The organism is Vreelandella titanicae (assembly GCF_014697095.1).
GTDB classification, from domain to species: domain Bacteria; phylum Pseudomonadota; class Gammaproteobacteria; order Pseudomonadales; family Halomonadaceae; genus Vreelandella; species Vreelandella titanicae.
The window spans coordinates 2325482-2346916 of sequence record NZ_CP059082.1 but is presented as its reverse complement, the minus strand read 5'-3'; the positions used below and the strand labels follow the sequence as shown (position 1 = coordinate 2346916).

Genomic DNA, 21435 nt, shown 5'->3' with positions numbered 1-21435 from the left:
TAGCCCGATGGCAGGATTAGCCCTCATCCCTTGGTAGGAGACGCCATGTATTCCCTGTTGGTGGCGGATGACCATCCGCTGTTCCGAGACGCGCTACAAACCGTGATTAGCGGGGGCTTGGCAGGCAGCCTGCTATTGGAAGCAGAGAGCCTTGCTGATGCAATAACGCTGATTGAAGCGCAAACAGAGTTAGATCTATTGCTGCTGGATTTAAGCCTTCCGGATGCGGAAGGCTTAGAGGGGCTGACAGCACTGCGGGAGGCATTTCCCTGGTTGCCGGTGGCGATTGTTTCTGCACATCAAGAGCGCCAGCTGGTACTCGATGCCATTACCCTCGGCGCGGTGGGCTATATTCCCAAATCCACACCCCGGGAAGCGCTGCTGGCGGCGTTAACGCAGATTCTTGAAGGCCAGCTCTACCTACCGCCCGATATCATGCGTCGCCCAGCACCGCGCACTTCTGCGGTGCCACCCATTGCAAATGCTTCATCGACCAGCGAGCGGTTGGCGCGTTTAACCGATAAGCAGTTAGAGGTGTTGGCGTGCATGACGACAGGCATGTCGAACAAGCACATTGCCCGGGAGTTGTTGATTGCCGAAACGACCGTCAAAACCCATGTCTCGGCGATTCTGCGCAAGCTGAATGCCACGAGTCGGGTTCACGCCATTGTGATCGCAGGCGAGGAGGATCTAAGCTTTCACCGGGCCAACCGCACGCGTTAGGCGGCATCCGTTAGGCTTTATTGAGCAGTGTGGCTAGCAGCATGCGCAGCCGCAGGGGCTTTAACGGTTTGAGCAAGCAGTACATGCCCGCTTCGCGGGTCGCACGCTTAATCTCCGCCTCGTGATTGGCAGTAATCACCACCGCTGCCAAGCCTGGATAACGGCGCTGCAGTCGCGCGGCCAACTCAATGCCGGTTTCGCGGTGATCGCCCAAATGATAATCCACCAGCAATACTGACGGTCGCTCACCGTCGCTGGCAGCCTCCAACGCACTCACCGTGGTGGCGGCGCGCACTCGGCACCCCCAACTGCCCAGCAGCGCCTGCATACCTTCTATAATCGCCAGGTCATCATCAATCACCCAAATGACACAGCCGCTTAGCGGATCCTCTGCAACGTCAGGCAGCGGCGTATAATGAGTGCTCGCCACTGCAGGCGGCGCGGCCGTCGCGTAGGGCACGGTGATCGAAAATAGCGCACCCGCGCCAGGGCTAGAGGCGAGCGAGATCGGTTGTCCCAGCATGGCGCTGATCCGGTCAACGATGGCTAGACCCAACCCCAAACCGCGGCTGTGGGAGCTATTGGGCTGATTAGCGCGGCGAAACTCCAGAAAGATCGCTTCCCGCTGCTGCTCAGGGATCCCGGGGCCGGTATCGCCCACCATAATTTCCAGGCCATCTCGTCTCCGCCGACAGCCCAGCAGCACGCGCCCCTGCTCGGTATAGCGCACCGCGTTGCTTAAGAAGTTGCGGATCACTCGCGCCAGCAACGCTAGATCCGACTCGACCACCGCACTGGAAGGCACGTAGTGCAGTGTCAGCCCCCGCACCCCGGCCACTTGGCGATACTCCTCTGCCAGCGCATCTAGCAGCGTGCTCACCGCGAAGGGCGCTTTATCGGCGTGGAGTACGCCTGCGTCCAAACGCGAGATATCCACTAGCGTTCCTATCAAGCCTTCAACATCTTTCAGCGAACGGCCAATATGGCCGACCAGAGCTTGTGAGGTATCAGGAAGCGAGTGGGTTTCTAACGCACTGGCAAACAGCCGGGCGGCATTGAGTGGCTGAAGCAAATCGTGACTGACCGCCGCCAGAAATTTCGTTTTGGAGAGGTTAGCGGCTTCGGCTTCGGCCTTCGCGGCCAGTAGGCGCGTATTGACCTGGCTCAGTTCGTCTAAGGTGCGGTGCAGCGCATCAGTGCGCTCACGCACCTGTTCGGCAAGTAACACTGAGCGTTCAAACGCGGCATAGGGCGCGGGGTCGGCACCGCTTCCCGTTTCCACCCGCTCCATCAGCGCTTGGCACACTTTACGCAAGCGACGGTTCTCTTCCCGCAGCGCCGCGACATCCGCCGCGTCAGTGTTTGTGGTTAGTTGGAAGAGATCCAAACGCCACCCCCGTAAACGTTTGATTCACATGCATACCATGATGCTGTTCACCGTACGTATTGAACCCCACTACGCCTGCCTGGCGCAGCAACTGCGATGCCTGATCCAACTGTTGTAACGCCTCGAGCTCCATCCTGCGTAGAAAACAGTCGCAGCCAATAATCATGCTCGGCGCGCCTAGGCGGGCACCTACTCCAGCAAGCATCACGCTGAGATTATCCAGTAGCGGCGTGGGCTGCATGGCGGTCAGTACAATGCCGTTTTCCACCGCGCAGTAAAAGCTCAAACTACTGTCGCTATTAACACGCTGAATAGAGCGCACGTAGTGCTGGCCGCCGATGCGTACGGCTAATGGATGACGGGCAAAAATGCCAGCGTTGAGCTGCGCAGGCGCACTACCTACCAGTTCGGCATATACCTGGGCGGCAGGCAACCCGTTGAGTTCTATCACCCGCCGCTGTTCGCGGTCAGCCTCGGTCACTACGAGTTTGTGGGCCAATGGTATTAAGTGGTGGGTTGAAAATACTTCAAAAGGCAGCCGAGTGTTGATCATCACCACCACTGCTGCACGGGTATAAAAGCGCCCAGCGGTATACACATGGGTATGGCTAAGGTGATTGTCGTCACCCGCCGAGCCGCCAAAACTGGGGATACGGCCTAGGGCGGCATCTAAGGTAGCGAGCACCTGCTCTTCACGGCTGGATAAGCCATCCAATAGCGTCAGCGCAAAGCTGTGTTCGTTAATCGGCGCGATGGTTTGTTGGCGGCACTGCTCCAACAGCGTATCGACCAGCGGTTGAGCGTTGGCTAGTTCAAAATGCTCCAGGTCGTCGATCAGCGCCGTTTCAATGGCAAACAGTCGGCGATCAAACCCAATCGCCACGATGGAACCGCGGTCATAGCCTCCAGGGGTTATTTCCCCAGCCGTCGTACAGCCACTTAGCGGCGTGGTGGGAAAACTACTTTCCAGCGCGTCTGCTAGGGCAGTTAAATCATACTCCGCGCTGCAGAAGAACAGCACGAACCCCAAGTGTTCGTGCTGTAAAGCGTCGGCTAACTCCGCCGCTGCCTGGCAAGCATTAGCCTGCTGACTGGCCGCAGTAAGAATACCCTGCTCAACCTGATAAGTGGTCACGGCACCACCTCTCTAGTGCGGCATATGTATGCGCCGCTGCAAGTCTTAACGCGCAGAACGCATCATCAAACTGCTTGGATGTCGCATGTTGCGTTTCAGCTAATTTTTCAAGCTGCTTCGCCAATTCGGCAAGCTGGTCGGCGCCCATACTCAATGACTCGCCGCGCAGTTGGTGGGCAAGCCGCTCAACCTGCTGTGTCTGCTCTGACGTTAGGGGAGTAGCGGCCAAACACGCAGCCAACTGAGCGGAGTAATCGCTTACTTGCTGATGATATAGCATGATCAGTTGTGTAACGCTCGCCTCCCCTAGCGTCGTTTTCAGCATGCCAAGGGTATCGCTGTTAAGGAGTGATTGCTGCTTGGTTAACGGAGGAGAGACCGCTAATGCCTGTAAAGGCGTTGCGTCTGGGGTTGCAAAAAGTTGTAATGCCAACACGTTACTTAACGCCGCAAGCGACAGTGGCTTAGTGATGTAATCATCCATGCCCGCCGCCAGGCAGCGTTTACGGTCATCTTCAGCCCCCCCGGCCGTCATGGCAACAATCGGCACACTGGCCAGCCAGCCACCCTGTTCCCGCAAACGCTGGGTGACTGCCAGGCCATCCATATCGGGCAGTTGAATATCCATAAAGATCAAATGCACTTGTTGGGATTCGGCCATGGCCAAGGCATCATGGCCGTTCTCGGCCCAGACGACATCGCAACCTAAGCGCGCCAACAAGCCCATCGCGACTTTGCGATTAACGGCATTGTCCTCTACCAGCAGCAGTGTTGTGCCGGTAAAGTCCCGTTTGGGGGATGGGGGCAGCGTACTGGATACGGGGTCGGCGGCGATCAAGGGCAACTCACACCAGAAAGTGCTACCTTGGCCTAATTGGCTTTTTACCCCTAATCGCCCTTGCATGGCTTCGCTTAACCGTTTGCAAATTGCCAGCCCTAGCCCGGTACCCCCAAATCGACGTGCCACCGATTCATCCGCTTGCTGAAAAGGCTCAAATAGACGCTGCTGTTGCTGTTCGCTTAGACCACAGCCCGTATCACTGACCTCAAACAGTAACTGCTCCACCGTCGAAGAGACTCGTACGCTGACATCACCGTGATCAGTGAATTTAATCGCATTGGCAATTAGGTTAAGCAAAATTTGCCTCAACCGACCTGCATCGACAAGCACCCAGGCAGGCACCAGTGCATCGACATTGACCGATAGCGTTAACCCTTTCATTTTTGCTCGGGGCGCAAATAGCACGACAACACTATCGACCAGCGGCTTGAGTTCCGTAGGCGATGTTTCAAGGGTTAAGTGCCCTGCTTCGATTTTTGAGAAATCGAGAATTTCATTGATCATCGCCAGCAATTGGTTGGCGCTGTCGTGGATCGTATGAGCGTAATCTTCTACCTGAGCGGGGCTGGCGGATTCACGCAGCAGCTCACTCATGCCGATAACACCGTTCAGCGGCGTGCGAATTTCATGGCTGACCATGGCTAAAAAGTCTGACTTTGCCTGATTCGCCGCCTGAGCCTGTTTGGCGGTGACTTCCAACTGCCGACCAAGCTGCTCCTGGCTCCGCCTTATCGCCGCACTCTCACGCATTTCACGCACCAAAAAAGCAATCACCAGAAACGCCGCTAAGCTCATGCCAATAATCAGGCTCATCAGCAACTTGTAAAGCAGGCTGAGCTGGGCACGCTCCTCCGTCGCCGATTCGGCTAAATAGCCGTTAATAGCAATAACCAGGCGTTCAGTCAGTTGCGTTAGTACCTGTAGCTCATCTTCCAGCGCTGCTATCGGCAGTTGATCAAACACGCCGTAGGGTTCGAATATGATATCCAGCACATCAAGCTGCTGCTGAATTTCTTCCAGTAGCTCACGGGCGGTATCGATCTGCTGCAACAAGTTGCTGACTTCGCCGTCGTTAAGCAGCGTTATACGGCTATAAAGTAGCTCAAAGCGAAGATTTAGCTCCTCGTGAGCCGTCGGAGTTATCGGCTCGCGGGTTGCCGCCAATAAATGATTAAGTAGCTGTACCGCATCACGATCCAGCTTATAAACAACCCAGGCGGTATCTTCCCTCAGGCTTTGGGTTAGATTTTCCTGCCGCCAAGCGGCCAAGGTAGCGACGACCAACGCCGCAGCGAACAGTAACACCGCGACAATGGCAACGAGCTTAAAACGGCGAGGATAACGCAGTAGGTTGGAAGCCTGCGCACTAGGAGCGCTAGAGAACATTAATATGCATAACCTGCCATACCGCTCTAAAGCGGATTTTTTCGCTTAACAGCACTTCATCTTGATCAAAGGGGTAGAGCACCCACAAAGGGCCATATTCGCGAATCGGAATCGCCTCACCGTTTTTTTCGATGGCTAAGATGACATCGTGCTCAATAAAATCACTGACCGGTATTTCGGCTTCGTAACCGTTCAGCGCGGAAACGTGAACCGCATCACTGTCGGAGCTTAATAGCGCCAAAAGATCACGCATTAAAGGGCCACTATAGTGGCTTCGGCCCTCTGTCCACGGCGTGCTGGTATCAAATTCATACTGTGGTAAAGCCGCTAACATGGCCCGGTCAAACTGCGCTTCACTCCCCACATTGGTAAGGTCTATGTTACCACTGACGGTCAAAATAACGGGCCCGTTAGGCACGTCTAGTTCATCGACTGAATCAGCAAGCCCCACCAGGGGAGCGCTGAACATCAGCACGGCCCACCCCATTAACCACGCTTTCACAGTAAACACCTCACGCAAGGTTGCCCGCTGGTTATAGCTCCCAGGAACAATAAAAGAAGACAGCGTAAAGGTTACGCCATCTCCTTAAGCAGGTCAGGGCAAATACTGTTTTTTTCGTCACTGAAACGTTATTTACTGTTCACACTAGGGTTACGATTTGATTTTCTCGAAGGGTTCAAAGCGCACCAAATCTTCGTAGGCGTGCCAACTGGCATGTCCTAGCACAGGCAAAATAAGTGCAAGACCAATGTAAAACGTCATAACGCCAACCAGAACGCACAGGGTAAGAATCACCGCCCATAACAGCATCACGCGAAAGTTACGCGCGACACAGCGTACGCTAGCTTCTATCCCCTCCATAAAGGTTAGGTCTTGATCCATCAAGGTAGGAATCGCTACAACGCTTATGGCGAAGGCGCCAAAGGCTAAAATCCCGCCTGCAACTGTGCCCACTGCCAACATGCCCAGGCCCTCTGAGGTGGTCAGCAGCGCAGTATAGAGCGACGCGGGACTAGGCACTTCAAAACCGAAAAATAGTGCGAACAGCAGCGTGGCCAAACGAATCCAAGCGAGGAAGAAGATCATCATCATGACGCCCATCATCGCCAGCTGACCAGCATGGGGCTTCCAGCTTCCAAACGCATCACCTAGGTTAGGTACTTGTCCACGTTCCAACGCTCGGCTAATACCATAAGAGCCTACTGCCACCAGCGGGCCAATAAACATAAACCCGGCAATCATGGGCAGCAGCCAGTACCAGTAGCCCATGGTGAAGGCGCCAAGAGTAATGGCAATACTCAACCCCACCCAAAACATGCCATAAGAGAGGCTCACTACCGTTGCCCGACGAAAATCCTCTACGCCAGCAGCCAACCACGCCCTGGGTCGATCCAATCCAACCTTGTTAATAGTGATTTTAACGCTGGGTTGATCCGCATGGTGGTTTGTTTTTGTTGTAGCCGCATTCATGGCATCACTCCTGTTGTTCCTGATATAGACCCTGGATTCAGGATTTACCTCTAAGGCATCAACACTCATTACCCGTTGACGGTATTAACACTAAATTAATGGCTTAACATTATTTGTTAATACCCTCTTAATGTAGCTGACCAACGCTGTTTGGGGTGACGCTTTGAGATGCGCGTACAAAAAATCCACGAAACAGCTGTCAACCGCCAATTAAATTGCTGCGTTAGTAAAAACCGATATAGTCAAGACGCGCGACGGACGGCCATAAAAACTCCGAGCAACTGCCCGGAGTTTTGGGTTTTCCGTACGTGACGCTCTGAATGTCTAGCGCACAATCATTACCGACATTTTGGCATGGTGCACAACGTGCTCTGCATTGGGGCCGAGCACATAATCGACAAACTTACGCTTATTGTGGGAAGCCATGACGATTAGATCGACGTCCAGTTTCTTACCGGCTTTGATAATGGCCTCCCAAGGTGAGCCATCCACAATGACACTTTGTACCTGAATGTCGTCGGGCACATTCGTCTTGATAAAGTCATGGAGCGCATCAGTGATCGCTGTATGCGCTTTTTTGGAGAAGTCCTTGGGGAAGTAGGAGCCCACCATGGGCATACGATAGTCCGGCAGTACCGTCACCACATGAAGCGAGGCGCCAAAAGTTCGACATAGCGTCAGGGCTGTGGGCAGCGCCTTCGACCAGGAAGACTCCTCGTTCAAATCCACCGGCAACATGATCTTGCTATACATGGCACTCTCCTTCATGCGGTGGCGGCAGCTTGCGTGTTATCGCGACGCCGACGCTGCATCAATACGATCAACCCAAAGACCAAGAAGGCAGGAATCCACATTAGCTCCTTAGTCCAGCGGTCGACGGGGGCCAGAACTTCGATGATTTCTTGATCGAAGTCGAAACCGAGCTCTGCCGCTTGGCTGCCGTAGGTCACCATATCAACGGTTGCCGTGCCATCCTCAATAAATAGCTCCATGCCCAGGTTATTGAGCCGCTCCTGACCTGTTTCGCCTTCAGGTACCGGTAATGTCATGTAAGTGGTCATGGGATCGCCATAATCATCAAGACCCGCAATCTGCAAACGCAAAGTGGAGTCTTCATCCACATCACCCAGCGCTTCGACGAATTGCGCGGGTGGGATGGATTCGTAGGGATCATGAATCATGTCCATCCAGAAACCAGGCCGGAACAGCGTGAACGCAATCAGCAGCAGCACGATAGACTCATACCAGCGGTTGCGCGTAATCATAAAGCCCTGGGTCGCGGCAGCGAAGATCAACATGGCGATGGTCGACACCACAAAGATCAACACCCCCTGAAGGAAGGTCACATCGATGAGTAGCAGATCGGTATTGAAGATAAACAGAAACGGCAGCGCCGCTGTACGAAGGCTGTAATAGAACGCCTGGAAACCGGTTCGAATGGGATCGCCACCGGATACTGCCGCCGCCGCAAAGGAGGCCAGCCCCACCGGTGGGGTAACGTCGGCCATGATGCCGAAGTAGAACACGAACAGGTGTACCGCAATCAATGGTACCAGCAAGCCATTTTGAGCGCCCAGGTTGACGATGACCGGTGCCAGTAGTGCCGATACGACGATGTAGTTTGCTGTCGTAGGCAGCCCCATGCCGAGGATCAAGCTAAGCACAGCGGTAAGCAGCAAGATTAGCATCAAGTTGCCCATGGCCAGCGTTTCCACCACTTCGGCTAGCACCAGACCCACCCCGGTCTGGGAGACGGCACCGACGATGATACCGGCGGTGGCCGTGGCAATGCCAATGCCGATCATGTTGCGGGCACCAGTGACCAGGCCATTCCAAAGATCCATCGCGCCTTCACGCAGATCCGCCCTCATATCGCTGCGTCCGCGAAAGATTGACGTAATGGGGCGCTGGGTCAGAATAATGAGAATCATGAAAACGGTGGCCCAGAAAGCCGACAGTCCTGGCGATAAACGTTCCACCATCAGACACCACACCAGCACAATAACCGGCAGGATGTACTGCAAGCCAACCAGCACCGTCGGTTTGGTCTGGGGCAGTGTAAAGATCGGTTGGTTAGGGTTATCGAGCTCGAGCTCTGGGTAACCGGCCGCCAGTTTGAGCAGGGCGATATAAATGACCGAAAGTCCAACGGCTACCACCCAGGGGGTCGCATCCCCCAGTACCGGCTTGAGCCAGCCAAGGCCGTAATAAACAGCCAGGGCGGTGCCCATCATCAGTAGCAAGCCACCGAGAAAGCCAATCACTTTATTGACCAGCGGCTTAGGTGGGTTACTGCTTTGCAGCCCCTTCATGTTGGCCTTGAGGGCCTCAAGGTGAACGATGTAGACCAGCGCAATATAGGAGATCAGCGCGGGAAGGAAGGCATGCTTGATCACCTCGACATAAGAGATGCCCACATACTCGACCATCAAGAAAGCGGCCGCCCCCATCACCGGAGGCATAATCTGTCCATTGACCGATGACGCCACTTCAACAGCGCCCGCCTTTTCCGCGGAAAATCCGACACGTTTCATCATCGGCACGGTAAAGGTGCCGGTGGTCACCACATTGGCAATCGAGGAGCCGGAAATCAGACCGGTCATGGCCGAGGCCACCACGGCAGCTTTCGCTGGTCCGCCGCGATAGTGGCCCAATAGTGAGAACGCCACCTTGATAAAGTAATTGCCAGCGCCGGCCTTATCGAGCAGAGCACCGAATAACACAAACAGAAACACGAAGCTGGTTGATACCCCCAGAGCGATACCGAAGACCCCCTGCGTAGTCAACCACTGGTGATTAATCAAGCCAAAGAGGCTCACCCCACCATGGGAAAGAATACCCGGCATCCAAGGGCCAGCCAGGCTATAGAGAAGAAAAACCGACGCTACAATCATTAACGGCGGGCCAAGCGCTCGACGTGTCGCCTCGAGCAGCAGCAGTATCCCTGCGATGCCAATAATAACGTCCTGCAGTATCGGTGCGCCGGGGCGCTGGGATAACTGCTCGTAAAACATAAACATGTAAGCGCCACAGAAGGCCGCCGCCGCTGCAAGCACCCAATCCTGAATCGGAACACGGTCGCGCGGGGAGCGCTTGAGTGCCGGATAAGCCATATACGCCAAAAAAAGCGCAAAGGCCAAGTGAATAGAACGCGCCTCAGTGGCACTAAATACACCAAACCCAAGGACGAAGGGCACTGGCGAAGCGATCCACAATTGAAAAAGAGACCACACTGCCGCAATGCTTACCAAAAGCTTTCCGGGCATGCCGGCTGGCTTGCGGGCTCCTGTGTCGCTAGAGGCGACCATATCCTCCAAGTCTACTCCGGCTCCCGAAGGCCTGTTCTTATCGTCTGTCATCTGCCTGCCCCGCTCCGAGTCGATTGACGCATCATTGCCATATCGAAATGCCCTATCAACATTTTAAACGCCCTATCAACATTCTAAACCAAAATGCGCGGCACCCTGAGGTAACCGCGCATTTCTTACTAAGGTAGTATCACCTTAGGCGTCTGGATTACTCAATCCAGCCTTGTTCACGGTAGTAACGCGCTGCCCCATCGTGCAACGGTGCGGAAAGCCCTTCACTCACCATCTCTTCTGGATCAAGATTTTCGAAGGCCGGATGCAGACGCTTGAAACGATCGAAGTTGTCAAAAACCGCCTTGACGGTCTGATAGATCACTTCTTCGTCAGCCTCAGCGGTGGTGACAAAGGTCGCTGCCACGCCGAAGGTTTCGACATCTTCGTCATTGCCGCGATACAGACCACCCGGAATTACCGATGCGGCGTAGTAAGGATATTCATCGACGATGCCTTGAATGTCTTCGTCGTTCAACGGAATCAGACGAGCATCAACGGTGGTGGTGGCTTCCTGGATGGAGCCATTGGGGTGGCCAACCACGTATACCATGGCATCGACGTTATTATCAGCGAGTGCCGCCGCTTGCTCGGCAGCATCAAGCTGAGATGCCAACGAGAAGGTGTCTTCAGTCCAGCCCTTGGCTTCCATCACCACTTCCATGGTGTTGCGCTGGCCCGAACCTGGATTACCAATGTTGACACGCTTGCCTTCCAAGTCATCGAGCGTCTCGATGCCAGAATCAGCCCGCGCAAGCAGCGTCAACGGCTCACCGTGGACACGGAACACCGCACGCAGCTCTTCGTAGGGCTCGCCTTCGAAATTCCCAGTGCCGTTGTAGGCTTGATACTGAACATCGGATTGAGCGACACCCATGTCCAATTCGCCGGACTTGATGCCATTGATATTGGCGACAGAACCACCGGTGGAAGGTGCATTACACTTAATATCGGCGTCTTCGAGACGATTAACCAAACGACAGATCGACTGACCCACGACGTAGTAAACGCCGGTTTGGCCACCGGTGCCAATGGTGATGAATTGCTCGTCATCCTGTGCCATTGCCGGTGAGGCGAAAGCAGCGGCGGCAAGTAGCGCACCGGAGAAAGCAGTAGTGGAAAATACATGGCGTTTCATGAACACACCTCTTTGTATTGATGTTGTGAGCGTATTTGATGTTACGAGCATCGCACGCTTTGGTCTCACCTGATGAACCGTTCCCTCAGGTGCCCTTGTTCCAAAACGTTTTCAAGACATTCTATTTTCTAGACAAACGGTTACAGGCGACCCATAAGCTGCCTGCTAGCATTACTTTAGCGAAAAAAACCTAATTAGCGAAATGTAATACGCTAAATAATGAATTTCGCTGTCGTCTAATACTCAGTGTAGCGGTCTTCATCGTTTAGGGAACGTTAACTGCTATACCGCCTTTGCATAAGGTACGCAAAAGGGTAAGCAAAATTAGTCAACGTTATAGCCCAAAACGCGCGGCAGCCATAGCGCGATAGCGGGGAAGATTGCCACTAGCGCTAGCGCACAGCCCATTGCAACGACAAACAGCAGCGCCCATCCGATGGTCTGCTCCAAGCGAATTTTGGCCACTTCGGTGGTCACCATCAAATTCACCGCCACCGGCGGGGTAAATTGGCCAATGGCAATATTCATCGCCAACAGAATCCCAAACCACACCGGGTTCCACTCAAAATGCTGCATCACGGGGATCAAAATCGGCATCATGATCAAATAAATCGAGATCGCATCCAACAGCATCCCAGCGACCAACACTGCTAACATCACCAGGATTAGCAGCAAAACGCCGTTATCGGTCAGGCTAATAATCCATTCCGCCAAGTGGCGGAAGGTGCCCAGCATGGTGCCTGCCCAGGCAAAAATCCCCGCCAGAGCGATAATCAGCATCACCACGCCGGAAATAATCGCCGCCTCACCCAATAGCTCCCATAAATCACGCAGCGACAGCTCGCGGGTTAGAAACAAACCGACAATCGCACCATAAGCAACGGCTACCACGGCCGCTTCGGTGGGTGTAAACAGCCCTGAACGCAACCCCCCCAAAATCAGCACCGGGGCAAACAGCGCCGGTATCGCCTGTTTAAAAGTGGATCGCACACTTAGCCTTTCAGCCCCCTCTATGGGTGTGCCGCCCTCCCAACCGTAGCGTTTGGAAACGAGCATAGCGGGCACCAGTAGCGCCAGCCCCGCCAGAATACCGGGAAATAAACCTGCTGCGAAAAGTGCGCGTAAATCGACGCCCGGCACCACGATCGAGTAAAGAATCAGCGCCACTGAAGGGGGAATGAGAATCGCCGTCGAGGCAGAGGCGGCAATCAGCGTGGCGGAAAACGGCTTGGGGTAGCCCGCTTTGGTCATACTCGGCAGCATCACCATCGCAACCGCCGCGGCATCAGCAGGGCCTGAGCCACTCATTCCGCCCATAATCATACACACCAGCACCGCCACCAAGGCTAAGCCACCGTGGCGCGGGCCAATCAAAGCCTGGGCAAAACGCACTAAACGCAGCGCTACACCGGAACGTTCAAAAATAAGCCCGGTTAAGATAAACAGCGGAATCGCAATCAAAGGGTACTTGGCAATACTGTTATAGGTATTGGTACCCATCGTTGCGAGCATGTCCGGTGACAAACCCAGCACGATGCCAACGGCCCCGGAGAGCGCCAGCGAAAACGCTACCGGCACCCCCGCTATCAGCAGCCCCGCAAACGCCAGTATCATCCACACATCAGGGCTCATCGGTGAGCCTCCCCGTTAAACGGTCGGCGGTTTGCTGGCATAAGCGCCACACCATGGCCGCAGAAAGCACGGGCAGCCAGACTAAATACCACCACTGAGGCAAGCCAAGCCCTGGTGACAGCGACTCCCACTGATACTCTTGCCAGGCCATCTTGCCGCCATACCAAGTGATCAAACCCAGCACGGCGGCACCGCAAAGCGCTTGAAAAAGGATCAGTGCACGACGGTACTTGAGCGGCAATGCCCGTTCCAAAAAGCCAATACGAATATGGCGGTTACGCCGCAGCGCCACCGAGGCACCGGCAAAGGTCAGGACTACCAACAAAAACACAGAAAACTCTTCGGTAAATGAAAAAGAGCCGCCGGTTAAGTAGCGAGTAATCACATTACCAAGACTAATCAATGAGATAATGATTAATGCCAGCGCGCCCAGCCAACGTTCAGGGCGCGCATCAGGAAAGCCTTTCATGGCAGCCTCACAGCAAAAAACTCCCAGCCTTCAAGGCCGGGAGTTTGAACATCAAAAGTAATTAACGCGCGTCGATAGCGGCTTGTGCGGCCTCTACCACCTCTTCACCAATCCGCGGCGCCCATTTTTCGTAAACGGACTGGGTGGCATCGACAAACGCCTGGTACTGCTCATCGGAAAGCTCGGTTACTGTGACGCCGCGCTCTTGAATCGCCGCAAGCCGCTCGCCCTCTTCTTCACGGGTCATGGTGATTTCCCACTCACCCGCTTCTACCGCGGTTTCGCGCAGCAGGGTTTGCTGCTCTTCGCTCAATGTTTGCCATACCTGCTGATTGACCGCAAAAATCAGTGGGTCATTCATGTAGTTCCAGAGTGTCAAATGCTCCTGGCCGACTTGATCAATGCGCGCGACGTCAAACACAGAGAGTGGGTTTTCCTGGCCATCAACGGCGCCGGTGGTCAGCGCAGGCTGAGCGTCTGTCCAGCTCATTTGGGTGGGGTCGGCGCCCAATGCCGAGAAGGTATCCTGGAACAGCGGCGAGCCAACAACGCGGATTTTCAGGCCGTCCAAGTCGTCTGGCTGGCTAATCGGCCCGCGAGAATTGGAAACCTGGCGGAAACCGTTTTCACCCCAGGCTAACGGGATAACGCCACGAGATTCGATTGCTTCAAAAACCAACTCCCCTGCTTCACCACCGGTAACCGCATCAACGGCGGCTTCATCGGGAATGAAGAACGGTAAAGAGAATAGATTAAGTTCCGGCACCTGGGGCGACCAGTTGATGGTCGAGCCCACAGCGGCATCAATCAACCCGGAGCGCATTGCGGAGAATTCGCGGGTTTGGTCACCGGAAACCAGTTGAGAGTTGGGGTAAACGCGCAGCGTTAACTCGCCGTCGCTACGCTCCTCAACTAGTTCGGCCCACTTCTCAGCCGCCTGCCCCCAGGGGAAAGCGTCAGACAAAACCGTAGAAACCGAGAGTTCGCGTGCTTGTGCAGAAAGGGAGGCGGTCAGCAGAGCCGCACCGGCCAAGCCAGCGGTTAAACGAGCCATTGGGCGTGTCAGCGTCATGGTAGATCCTTTTTTAGCTATTTTTATGATGTGCGTTTAGTGGTGTGCGTGGACAGCAGTTGTGAAGCTTTTCGAGAAAGCCCCACTTATTGTATGCACTTAGGGCGCGAAAGGAAGTCGCCTAAGGTCGGCATGTTGCAGTACTGGCCCTTGAGACCAGGGTATATGGCAACACCAAATTGTCTACTTGCCTTCCTTCCAGCACCTCGATCAACATCGCAACAGCTTCGCGTCCGAAGGCTTCCGCCGGTTGGGCAATCGTCGTCAACGGCGGGTCGCTGTAAGAAGCAAACGCAATATCATCAAAGCCTGCCACCGAAATATCCTCCGGCACCCGCAGGCCCGCTTCTTTGATACGGCTTATAGCGCCTATGGCCATTTCATCGCTTTCACAAAAAATGGCGGAGGGGCGCTCCGCTAAAGCCATAAGCGTTTCAGCCGCCTGATAACCAGAACGTGGCGTGAAATCGCCAGGACAAAGCAGGCACTCATCTAACGGAATGCCCGCTGCGCTCAACGCATCCTGGTAGCCTTGTTGGCGGTCACGGGTCAAGGGGCTGCGACGAGGCCCTTTAATCATGCCAATTCGACGATGCCCCAGGGAGATCAAGTGCTCGGTGGCCTCCCGGGCTGCCGCGCGGTTATCGAGTTTGACGGTGGGACAGGGCGCATCGTCCAGCACCTCGCAGGCATTGATCATGGGCAATACCGCCCCAGCAGGAAACGCCTTTTCAGAAAAAGGGTTAAAAGCACGCAGTTGAATCACGCCATCCGCCTGGCGGGTACTGACTAAACTGGCGTATTGGGTTTCCATCGCCTCATTACCAAGCGTATTACACAGCAGAACGCCGTAGCCGCGTTCTTGGGCAGCTTCCTGAATACCGCTGATTACCCGCGCAAAAAAGGTGTTTGCGATCGTGGGTACCAATACCACTAAGTTATAAGTACGTTGAGAGCGAAACTGAACCGCCATCAAATTAGGCTTGTAGCCCGCTTGATCAACGGCCTTCAGCACTTTTTCCCGGGTGGCCGGTGAGACGATATCCGGCGACTTTAACGCGCGTGATACGGTCGCTACCGATACCCCCGCCAACTCGGCGACCTTACGTATATTGGTCATGGCCTCCCTTATCACTAGGTAATCGCCGTAAGCAGATGGTTGCGCGGCATTATTCATCTCAGCTTAACGTATCCCAGCGTTAAACTCAGCGCGCGATTTCCCAACCCTTCGCGCGCACCGATAGACCTTTGTCGCATTGACGCTTATAGCGTGAAGCCCTAATTTCAAGCCAAATGTAACCGGTTACATTGCCGACTATACCCGCACAGCCTGACCAAGCGCCACCTGAAAAATCAAACGCTTTATTAAAGCAGGAGCCTCTCTATGCCGCGACCCAATCAACCCCGCATCCGCTTAGGCATGATCGGCGGCGGACAAGGGGCGTTTATCGGCCAAGTTCACCGCTTAGCTGCTCGCCTCGACGATACCTGCGAGCTGGTATGTGGAGCCTTTAGCCGCTCGGCGGATAACAACCAACTGACTGGCGAAGCGTGCCACCTCCCCGACGAGCGTATTTACGCTGACTGGCAGCAATTACTGGAAGGCGAGCAGCAACTTCCCGCCGAACAACGCATGCAGTTATTGGTGATCGTAACGCCTAATCATCTTCACGTGCCGATCGCGGAAGCGGCCATGCAGGCAGGCTTTCATGTGTTCTGCGAAAAACCGGCGGCAGTATCACTCCAAGAAGCTCAGCGCTTAGCAGCAAGCTGGCATGCCAGCGGCTGCCTGTATGGCTTGGCGCATACCTACTTAGGCTACCCCATGGTATGGCAAGCCCGAGAAATGGTGAGCGAGGGCCAAATAGGTAGCATTCGCAAAATTCATGTGGAGTATCCCCAGGGCTGGCTAGGCGAGCGTTTAGAACAGCAGGGTAATAAACAAGCCGCGTGGCGCACCGACCCTTCGCTCGCAGGTATCAGCGGCTGCATGGCCGACATTGGCACCCATGCTTTCGGCCTCGCCGAGTTTATTTCCGGACATCGTGTTAGCGCTCTCTGCGCCTCGCTTGCCAGCCACGCCGATGGCCGCCAATTAGACGATGATGGCGATGTACTGCTGCGCACTGAACAAGGCGCCAGCGGAACCCTCATTGCCAGCCAGATCTGCAGCGGGGAAGAAAACGCACTTAAAATACGTATTTACGGCGACAAAGGGGCGTTGGAGTGGCACCAAATGGAGCCCAACAGCCTGTTCTACCGCCCGCTTCAAGCACCGATGCGCACCCTCCGTGCGGGCATCGACCAACCCGACCTTTTCCCCAGCGCGATGCAGCGCTTGCGCCTACCCGGCGGCCACCCAGAGGGGTATCTGGAAGCACTCGGCAACCTTTACCGCGACTTTGCCCACGCCATTCATCAAGGCAAGCAAGGCGACGTTGAGGGCGTTCCCGGTATGGCCTCCGGGCTACGTGGCATGGCGTTTATCGAGGCCGTCACCACCAGCGCCAAAAGCGAACAGAAATGGACGCCACTGCCTGCCACTCAACTAACGGGAGCCTAATCATGCCCAACACCCATCAAGGCATCCGCGGGCCCGCCATTTTCCTGGCCCAGTTTATCGGCGACGAAGCGCCTTTCGATAGCCTCGACGGTATCGCTCGTTGGGCGGCCGAACAGGGCTATCAAGCCATTCAGCTACCCACTGCAGACAGTCGTTTTATCGACCTGCACAAGGCCGCTGAAAGCCAAAGTTACTGTGATGAGTTAAACGCCCGCTGTGAAAAAGCCGGCGTTGTGATCAGTGAACTCTCTACCCACTTACAGGGCCAACTGGTCGCCGTGCATCCCGCTTGCGACGACTTATTCGATGATTTTGCGCCTGTTGAGCTACACGGCAAGCCTCAGGAGCGTACCGAGTGGGCCATTGAGCAGCTAAAGCTGGCTGCCAAAGCCAGCCAACGGCTTGGTTTAACGGCTCACGCGACGTTTTCCGGGGCGCTGCTATGGCCCTTTGTTTACCCCTGGCCCCAACGTCCTGAGGGGCTAGTCGAAGAAGGGTTCAACGAGCTGGCCCGGCGGTGGCGGCCAATTCTGGATGCCTTTGATGAGGCAGGTGTTGATCTGTGCTTTGAGATTCACCCTGGCGAGGATCTTCACGACGGTGCGTCTTTCGAGCGGTTCCTGGCGGCAGTGGACAACCATCCACGGGCGAAAATTCTTTATGACCCCAGTCACTTACTGCTGCAGCAGTTGGATTATCTCGAGTTTATCGACCGCTACCACGAGCGTATTGGCATGTTCCACGTTAAAGACGCTGAATTTAACCCCAATGGCCGCAGCGGCGTTTATGGCGGTTACCAGGGTTGGGTAGAGCGCCCTGGACGCTTCCGTTCATTAGGCGATGGGCAGATCGATTTCAGCGGGATTTTTAGCCGCCTGACGCAGTACGGATTTGATGGCTGGGCGGTGCTTGAGTGGGAGTGCTGCATTAAAGACGCCGCCCAAGGCGCTGCAGAGGGCGCACCTTTTATCGAAGCCCATCTGATTCAACCCGCCGATCGCGCTTTTGATGATTTTGCCGGTGTCACTACCAGTGTTTCGCGCAACCGTCGAATTCTTGGTCTTCCTTCACACCGTTAATTGACTGTTTTTTTAATCACAACCACAACAAAGGATCACGTCATGGCTATGATACGCACACGACTCAGCATCATGATGTTTTTGCAGTTCTTTATCTGGGGCGGCTGGTTTGTCACCCTGGGCACCTTCCTGGCCAATAATCTCAACGCTAGCGGTGGCCAGATTGGCATGGCCTTCTCCACCCAATCCTGGGGAGCGATTATTGCCCCTTTCATTATTGGCTTGATCGCTGACCGTTATTTCAACGCCGAGCGTATTCTCGGTGTTCTGCACTTGGCGGGCGCTGCTTTAATGTACGGCCTGTATGTCGCCAGCGATTTCAGTACGTTTTACCCGTTGGTGTTGATGTATATGATTATCTATATGCCGACACTGGCGCTGGTTAACTCGGTCTCCTTCCGCCAAATGAGCGACCCAAGCCAGGAGTTCGCTAAAATCCGCGTGTGGGGAACCATTGGCTGGATTATCGCGGGCTTGGGTATCAGTTACTTATTCGCCTGGGACTCTTCGCAAGGCATCGCCGACGGCATGCTGCGTAACACCTTTTTGATGTGCGCTATCGCATCATTAGCCCTAGGCCTATACAGCTTTAGCCTGCCCGCCACGCCGCCTAAAGCAAACGGCCCGGTTGGCTTAAAAGAAGTACTAGGGCTAGATGCACTGGCCCTGCTAAAAGACCGCAACTACGCCATCTTCTTTATCGCCTCTATTCTGATTTGTATTCCGCTGGCATTTTATTACCAAAACGCCAACCCTTTTCTGGCAGAGATCGGCGTGACCAATCCAACCGGCAAAATGACCCTGGGCCAGGTATCGGAAGTGCTGTTTATGCTGTTGCTACCGGTCTTTATTCATCGCTTTGGTATCAAGAAAACCTTGCTGATCGGTATGCTGGCGTGGGCGCTACGCTATGCGCTGTTTGCGTTCGGTAACGCCGATGAGATGGTGTTTATGCTCTTGATTGGTATTGCACTGCATGGCGTGTGCTACGACTTCTTCTTCGTGACCGGCCAAATCTACACCGATGCCCGCGCAGGGGAGAAGTTTAAAAGCTCTGCCCAGGGCATGATCACGCTGGCCACTTACGGGGTAGGCATGCTAATAGGCTTCTGGGTAGCCGGTCAGATTACCGATCACTTCTCCACCAACGGCGCGCATGACTGGCAAGGCATCTGGATGTTCCCAGCGGTATTTGCTATCGCGGTTCTGGTGTTGTTCTACCTCACCTTTAAAAACGATAAAAGCGTAACGGCTAAGTCTAACGTGTAAGGGTATAGAGCATAAAAACAGTCGGGTGCATTGGCGGTGCCCGGCTTACTAAGCTTTGTACGAAAACTGTCCTAACAGATACAGAGCCAACACAATCAACGCAAGCAAACCCACTACTGCACACAAAGCGCCGTCGGCTCGACTCCTATGCTCATTGAGATATATCACTTCAGACGCCGAAGGATATTTTCCCAAAGTAACTAGCTTGCAGATTGGCCAACCAACCCAGTAACAAATTGTTCTAAAGAATATCTCTGCCAGTATGTAACCTATTACCCTAAAAAAACCCCCTGCCTATCTCTTCAACAAAGCCGTCCATAAAACTCCCTTTCGGTTAAACGTAAATACATAACCAAATCCGCTTTCTTTTCACTTCTATTTTGCCATAGCCGGGAATCGCAGCTGGCTTAATGGCTAACGCTCACCTTCCAGTTCGTGCCATACGCGCAGAATAATGATGACGCTCGGATGTACTGAATAGCGGATAACGTACTTACCAAAGACCATGTCACGAACAGAATCCGGTGCCATTTCAACCGGCGTTCCCATTTTAGGGAAGTCTGGCAGTAAGTCGATTTTGCCGACCAGCTCAGCTGCTATCCGGCCTGCTGCTGATGGATTATGGATGGCGATGAACTCTCTAAGGCGCTGCAAATCTTCAATGGCTTCATCCGTGTAAACCAGTTTCACCTACCCGACCTCGGTGCATCCTGCTCATTTTCGGTTCCCCAGCTATTGAGCCAACGATGAACCTCGCTGCTATCAACCACCTTCCCCTGTGCGGCAGACTCCATTGCCTCCAGCGTTTGCCTCCAACGCTCTTGCTCAAGCTGTTGCTTCTCGATGTATTCCGACAACGCCTGGTTGATCACCCAGCCTTTGCTCCGGTGGAGCCTGCTCGCGATAGCTTCCAGATGCTGTTCAACGTCTGTCTGAAGACGAACTGTAGTGACACCCATATCTATATCCTCACCCCAACGACTACAATGTATTACAGCATAGTCAATGAGGGCGATACAAAAAAGCCCAGTCCCCGATATATCTAGCATCAGAAGACTGGGCTTGCTCGCTGAGGGTGCTTAAAAGCGCCTGACTATAACTCTCTCACCCAAACGTTTCGAAAGCTAACGTCCGCATCGTGATCCTGCAGGTAAATGGGTGCGCAGCCGTGGGCTTCTTCGTAATTGGGTTCGCCAATCCACTCGGTGGTGCCTTGCACTTCAGCATGGTGCTGAACCACTACGCCGTTATGCAGAACGGTGATGTAGGCAGGCGATTCAAGGGCGCCTTCATCATCAAAACGTGGCGCGGTGTAGAGGATATTATAGCTCTGCCACTCACCGGGCGGGCGGGATGCGTTGACTAACGGAATATGCTGTTTGTAGATAGATGCCGCTTGGCCGTTGGGATAGGTCGGGTTGTCATAGGAGTCCAGCACTTGCACTTCATAACGCTCCTGCAGGAAGACGCCGCTATTGCCACGATCTTGACCCTCCATGCCATCGATATCGGCCGGTGCTCGCCACTCCAGGTAGAGCTGCACGTCGCAGAAATCCTGGCGTGTGCGTATTCCTCCCGCGCCGCGATTCACCGTCATCACGTCCTCTTCCACGTGCCACTCGGCTGGCCCGCCCTCTTCAGATTCCCATGCGTCTAAATCGGCGCCATCGAATAGCACGATGGCATCGGAGGGAACGCCCGTCTCAGGCACTGAAACCAAAGGAGGCACAGGCTCCCACACTTCGGTTTTGGTAGATTGCTGCTCGGGTGTCAGCGCCTCTTTCGAGGCGTCTTCTTGTGCCGCGCTGTCGAATGCCAACAAACTGCCGCAGACCAGTAAGCAAAGCGCTAGGGCATAGGCGCGACTTTGTAAATCGTAGGTTTGCTGATTTTTCATCAATGCTCTCCGCT

The 21435-nt window shown here is 54.5% G+C and carries 19 protein-coding genes; 4 read left to right on the top strand and 15 right to left on the bottom strand.

Features of this window, described 5'->3' with window-relative positions:
• Positions 1-45: 45 nt before the first annotated feature.
• Positions 46-723, top strand: a complete 678-nt coding sequence (locus HZS52_RS10780; RefSeq protein WP_022522294.1) for a response regulator — start codon at positions 46-48, stop codon at positions 721-723.
• Positions 724-733: 10 nt separating this feature from the next.
• Here HZS52_RS10780 and HZS52_RS10775 read toward each other — a convergent pair whose 3' ends face one another.
• The 12 genes from HZS52_RS10775 to HZS52_RS10720 all read right to left on the bottom strand — a co-directional run bounded on the left by HZS52_RS10775 (position 734) and on the right by HZS52_RS10720 (position 15733).
• A complete protein-coding gene (locus HZS52_RS10775) occupies positions 734-2110 on the bottom strand; it encodes a hybrid sensor histidine kinase/response regulator (protein ID WP_190374725.1) in 1377 nt (458 codons plus the stop codon).
• Positions 2079-3245: a nitric oxide-sensing protein NosP gene (gene nosP / locus HZS52_RS10770; protein ID WP_190374724.1), complete on the bottom strand. Its 1167-nt coding sequence runs from the start codon at positions 3243-3245 to the stop codon at positions 2079-2081. The genes HZS52_RS10775 and nosP overlap by 32 nt, the downstream gene beginning before the upstream one ends.
• Positions 3226-5472, bottom strand: a complete 2247-nt coding sequence (locus HZS52_RS10765) for a hybrid sensor histidine kinase/response regulator (protein ID WP_190374723.1) — start codon at positions 5470-5472, stop codon at positions 3226-3228. Before HZS52_RS10765 ends, nosP begins: the two co-directional genes overlap by 20 nt.
• Positions 5462-5959, bottom strand: coding sequence for a putative pterin-binding protein (locus HZS52_RS10760; protein WP_051052028.1), 498 nt, complete (start codon positions 5957-5959; stop codon positions 5462-5464). The genes HZS52_RS10765 and HZS52_RS10760 overlap by 11 nt, the downstream gene beginning before the upstream one ends.
• A 165-nt stretch (positions 5960-6124) precedes the next feature.
• Complete coding sequence (locus HZS52_RS10755) at positions 6125-6943, bottom strand: DUF2189 domain-containing protein (protein ID WP_022522289.1); 819 nt, start codon at positions 6941-6943, stop codon at positions 6125-6127.
• Between the two features lie 324 nt (positions 6944-7267).
• Positions 7268-7696 (bottom strand): universal stress protein, encoded by a 429-nt coding sequence (locus tag HZS52_RS10750; protein ID WP_027958076.1) that lies wholly within the window; start codon positions 7694-7696, stop codon positions 7268-7270.
• Positions 7697-7707: 11 nt separating this feature from the next.
• Complete coding sequence (locus tag HZS52_RS10745; protein ID WP_190374722.1) at positions 7708-10302, bottom strand: TRAP transporter permease; 2595 nt, start codon at positions 10300-10302, stop codon at positions 7708-7710.
• A 157-nt stretch (positions 10303-10459) separates the two neighbouring features.
• A complete protein-coding gene (locus HZS52_RS10740) occupies positions 10460-11440 on the bottom strand; it encodes a TAXI family TRAP transporter solute-binding subunit (protein WP_022522286.1) in 981 nt (326 codons plus the stop codon).
• A 324-nt stretch (positions 11441-11764) separates the two neighbouring features.
• Positions 11765-13072 carry a TRAP transporter large permease gene (locus tag HZS52_RS10735; RefSeq protein ID WP_009287381.1) on the bottom strand — a complete coding sequence of 436 codons (1308 nt, stop codon included), beginning with the start codon at positions 13070-13072 and terminating at the stop codon, positions 11765-11767.
• Entirely contained in the window at positions 13062-13541 is a 480-nt protein-coding gene (locus HZS52_RS10730; protein WP_190374721.1) for a TRAP transporter small permease, read from the bottom strand. The genes HZS52_RS10735 and HZS52_RS10730 overlap by 11 nt, the downstream gene beginning before the upstream one ends.
• A 61-nt stretch (positions 13542-13602) precedes the next feature.
• Positions 13603-14613, bottom strand: a complete 1011-nt coding sequence (locus HZS52_RS10725) for a DctP family TRAP transporter solute-binding subunit (protein ID WP_022522283.1) — start codon at positions 14611-14613, stop codon at positions 13603-13605.
• A 121-nt stretch (positions 14614-14734) separates the two neighbouring features.
• Positions 14735-15733 carry a LacI family DNA-binding transcriptional regulator gene (locus HZS52_RS10720; RefSeq protein WP_053857000.1) on the bottom strand — a complete coding sequence of 333 codons (999 nt, stop codon included), beginning with the start codon at positions 15731-15733 and terminating at the stop codon, positions 14735-14737.
• Positions 15734-15997: 264 nt separating this feature from the next.
• Between HZS52_RS10720 and HZS52_RS10715 the strand changes: the two genes are divergently transcribed.
• From HZS52_RS10715 to HZS52_RS10705, 3 genes are read left to right on the top strand one after another with little or no spacing between them, the layout of a single operon-like run.
• Entirely contained in the window at positions 15998-17176 is a 1179-nt protein-coding gene (locus HZS52_RS10715) for a Gfo/Idh/MocA family protein (protein WP_190374720.1), read from the top strand.
• A 2-nt stretch (positions 17177-17178) separates the two neighbouring features.
• Positions 17179-18255: a sugar phosphate isomerase/epimerase family protein gene (locus HZS52_RS10710; RefSeq protein WP_190374719.1), complete on the top strand. Its 1077-nt coding sequence runs from the start codon at positions 17179-17181 to the stop codon at positions 18253-18255.
• Positions 18256-18297: 42 nt separating this feature from the next.
• A complete protein-coding gene (locus tag HZS52_RS10705) occupies positions 18298-19524 on the top strand; it encodes a nucleoside permease (protein ID WP_190374718.1) in 1227 nt (408 codons plus the stop codon).
• A 414-nt stretch (positions 19525-19938) separates the two neighbouring features.
• On the opposite strand, the gene HZS52_RS10700 is transcribed toward HZS52_RS10705, so the two are convergent.
• The 3 genes from HZS52_RS10700 to HZS52_RS10690 all read right to left on the bottom strand — a co-directional run bounded on the left by HZS52_RS10700 (position 19939) and on the right by HZS52_RS10690 (position 21421).
• Positions 19939-20214 carry a type II toxin-antitoxin system RelE/ParE family toxin gene (locus HZS52_RS10700; protein WP_022522278.1) on the bottom strand — a complete coding sequence of 92 codons (276 nt, stop codon included), beginning with the start codon at positions 20212-20214 and terminating at the stop codon, positions 19939-19941.
• On the bottom strand, positions 20211-20483 hold the full coding sequence (locus tag HZS52_RS10695; protein ID WP_022522277.1) for a CopG family ribbon-helix-helix protein: 273 nt from the start codon (positions 20481-20483) through the stop codon (positions 20211-20213). Before HZS52_RS10695 ends, HZS52_RS10700 begins: the two co-directional genes overlap by 4 nt.
• Positions 20484-20617: 134 nt before the next feature.
• Positions 20618-21421, bottom strand: a complete 804-nt coding sequence (locus HZS52_RS10690) for a 3-keto-disaccharide hydrolase (RefSeq protein WP_190374717.1) — start codon at positions 21419-21421, stop codon at positions 20618-20620.
• Between the last annotated feature and the right edge of the window lie 14 nt (positions 21422-21435).

What these genes read in the sequence shown, in the direction of transcription:
- HZS52_RS10690 (WP_190374717.1), bottom strand. Translation starts at nt 21,421, where the DNA reads ATGAAAAATCAGCAAACCTACGATTTACAAAGTCGCGCCTATGCCCTA.
- HZS52_RS10750 (WP_027958076.1), bottom strand. Translation starts at nt 7,696, where the DNA reads ATGTATAGCAAGATCATGTTGCCGGTGGATTTGAACGAGGAGTCTTCC.
- HZS52_RS10780 (WP_022522294.1), top strand. Translation starts at nt 46, where the DNA reads ATGTATTCCCTGTTGGTGGCGGATGACCATCCGCTGTTCCGAGACGCG.
- HZS52_RS10725 (WP_022522283.1), bottom strand. Translation starts at nt 14,613, where the DNA reads ATGACGCTGACACGCCCAATGGCTCGTTTAACCGCTGGCTTGGCCGGT.
- HZS52_RS10695 (WP_022522277.1), bottom strand. Translation starts at nt 20,483, where the DNA reads ATGGGTGTCACTACAGTTCGTCTTCAGACAGACGTTGAACAGCATCTG.
- HZS52_RS10745 (WP_190374722.1), bottom strand. Translation starts at nt 10,302, where the DNA reads ATGACAGACGATAAGAACAGGCCTTCGGGAGCCGGAGTAGACTTGGAG.
- HZS52_RS10730 (WP_190374721.1), bottom strand. Translation starts at nt 13,541, where the DNA reads ATGAAAGGCTTTCCTGATGCGCGCCCTGAACGTTGGCTGGGCGCGCTG.
- HZS52_RS10735 (WP_009287381.1), bottom strand. Translation starts at nt 13,072, where the DNA reads ATGAGCCCTGATGTGTGGATGATACTGGCGTTTGCGGGGCTGCTGATA.
- HZS52_RS10710 (WP_190374719.1), top strand. Translation starts at nt 17,179, where the DNA reads ATGCCCAACACCCATCAAGGCATCCGCGGGCCCGCCATTTTCCTGGCC.
- HZS52_RS10755 (WP_022522289.1), bottom strand. Translation starts at nt 6,943, where the DNA reads ATGAATGCGGCTACAACAAAAACAAACCACCATGCGGATCAACCCAGC.
- HZS52_RS10720 (WP_053857000.1), bottom strand. Translation starts at nt 15,733, where the DNA reads ATGACCAATATACGTAAGGTCGCCGAGTTGGCGGGGGTATCGGTAGCG.
- HZS52_RS10760 (WP_051052028.1), bottom strand. Translation starts at nt 5,959, where the DNA reads ATGGGGTGGGCCGTGCTGATGTTCAGCGCTCCCCTGGTGGGGCTTGCT.
- HZS52_RS10705 (WP_190374718.1), top strand. Translation starts at nt 18,298, where the DNA reads ATGGCTATGATACGCACACGACTCAGCATCATGATGTTTTTGCAGTTC.
- HZS52_RS10715 (WP_190374720.1), top strand. Translation starts at nt 15,998, where the DNA reads ATGCCGCGACCCAATCAACCCCGCATCCGCTTAGGCATGATCGGCGGC.
- HZS52_RS10765 (WP_190374723.1), bottom strand. Translation starts at nt 5,472, where the DNA reads ATGTTCTCTAGCGCTCCTAGTGCGCAGGCTTCCAACCTACTGCGTTAT.
- HZS52_RS10740 (WP_022522286.1), bottom strand. Translation starts at nt 11,440, where the DNA reads ATGAAACGCCATGTATTTTCCACTACTGCTTTCTCCGGTGCGCTACTT.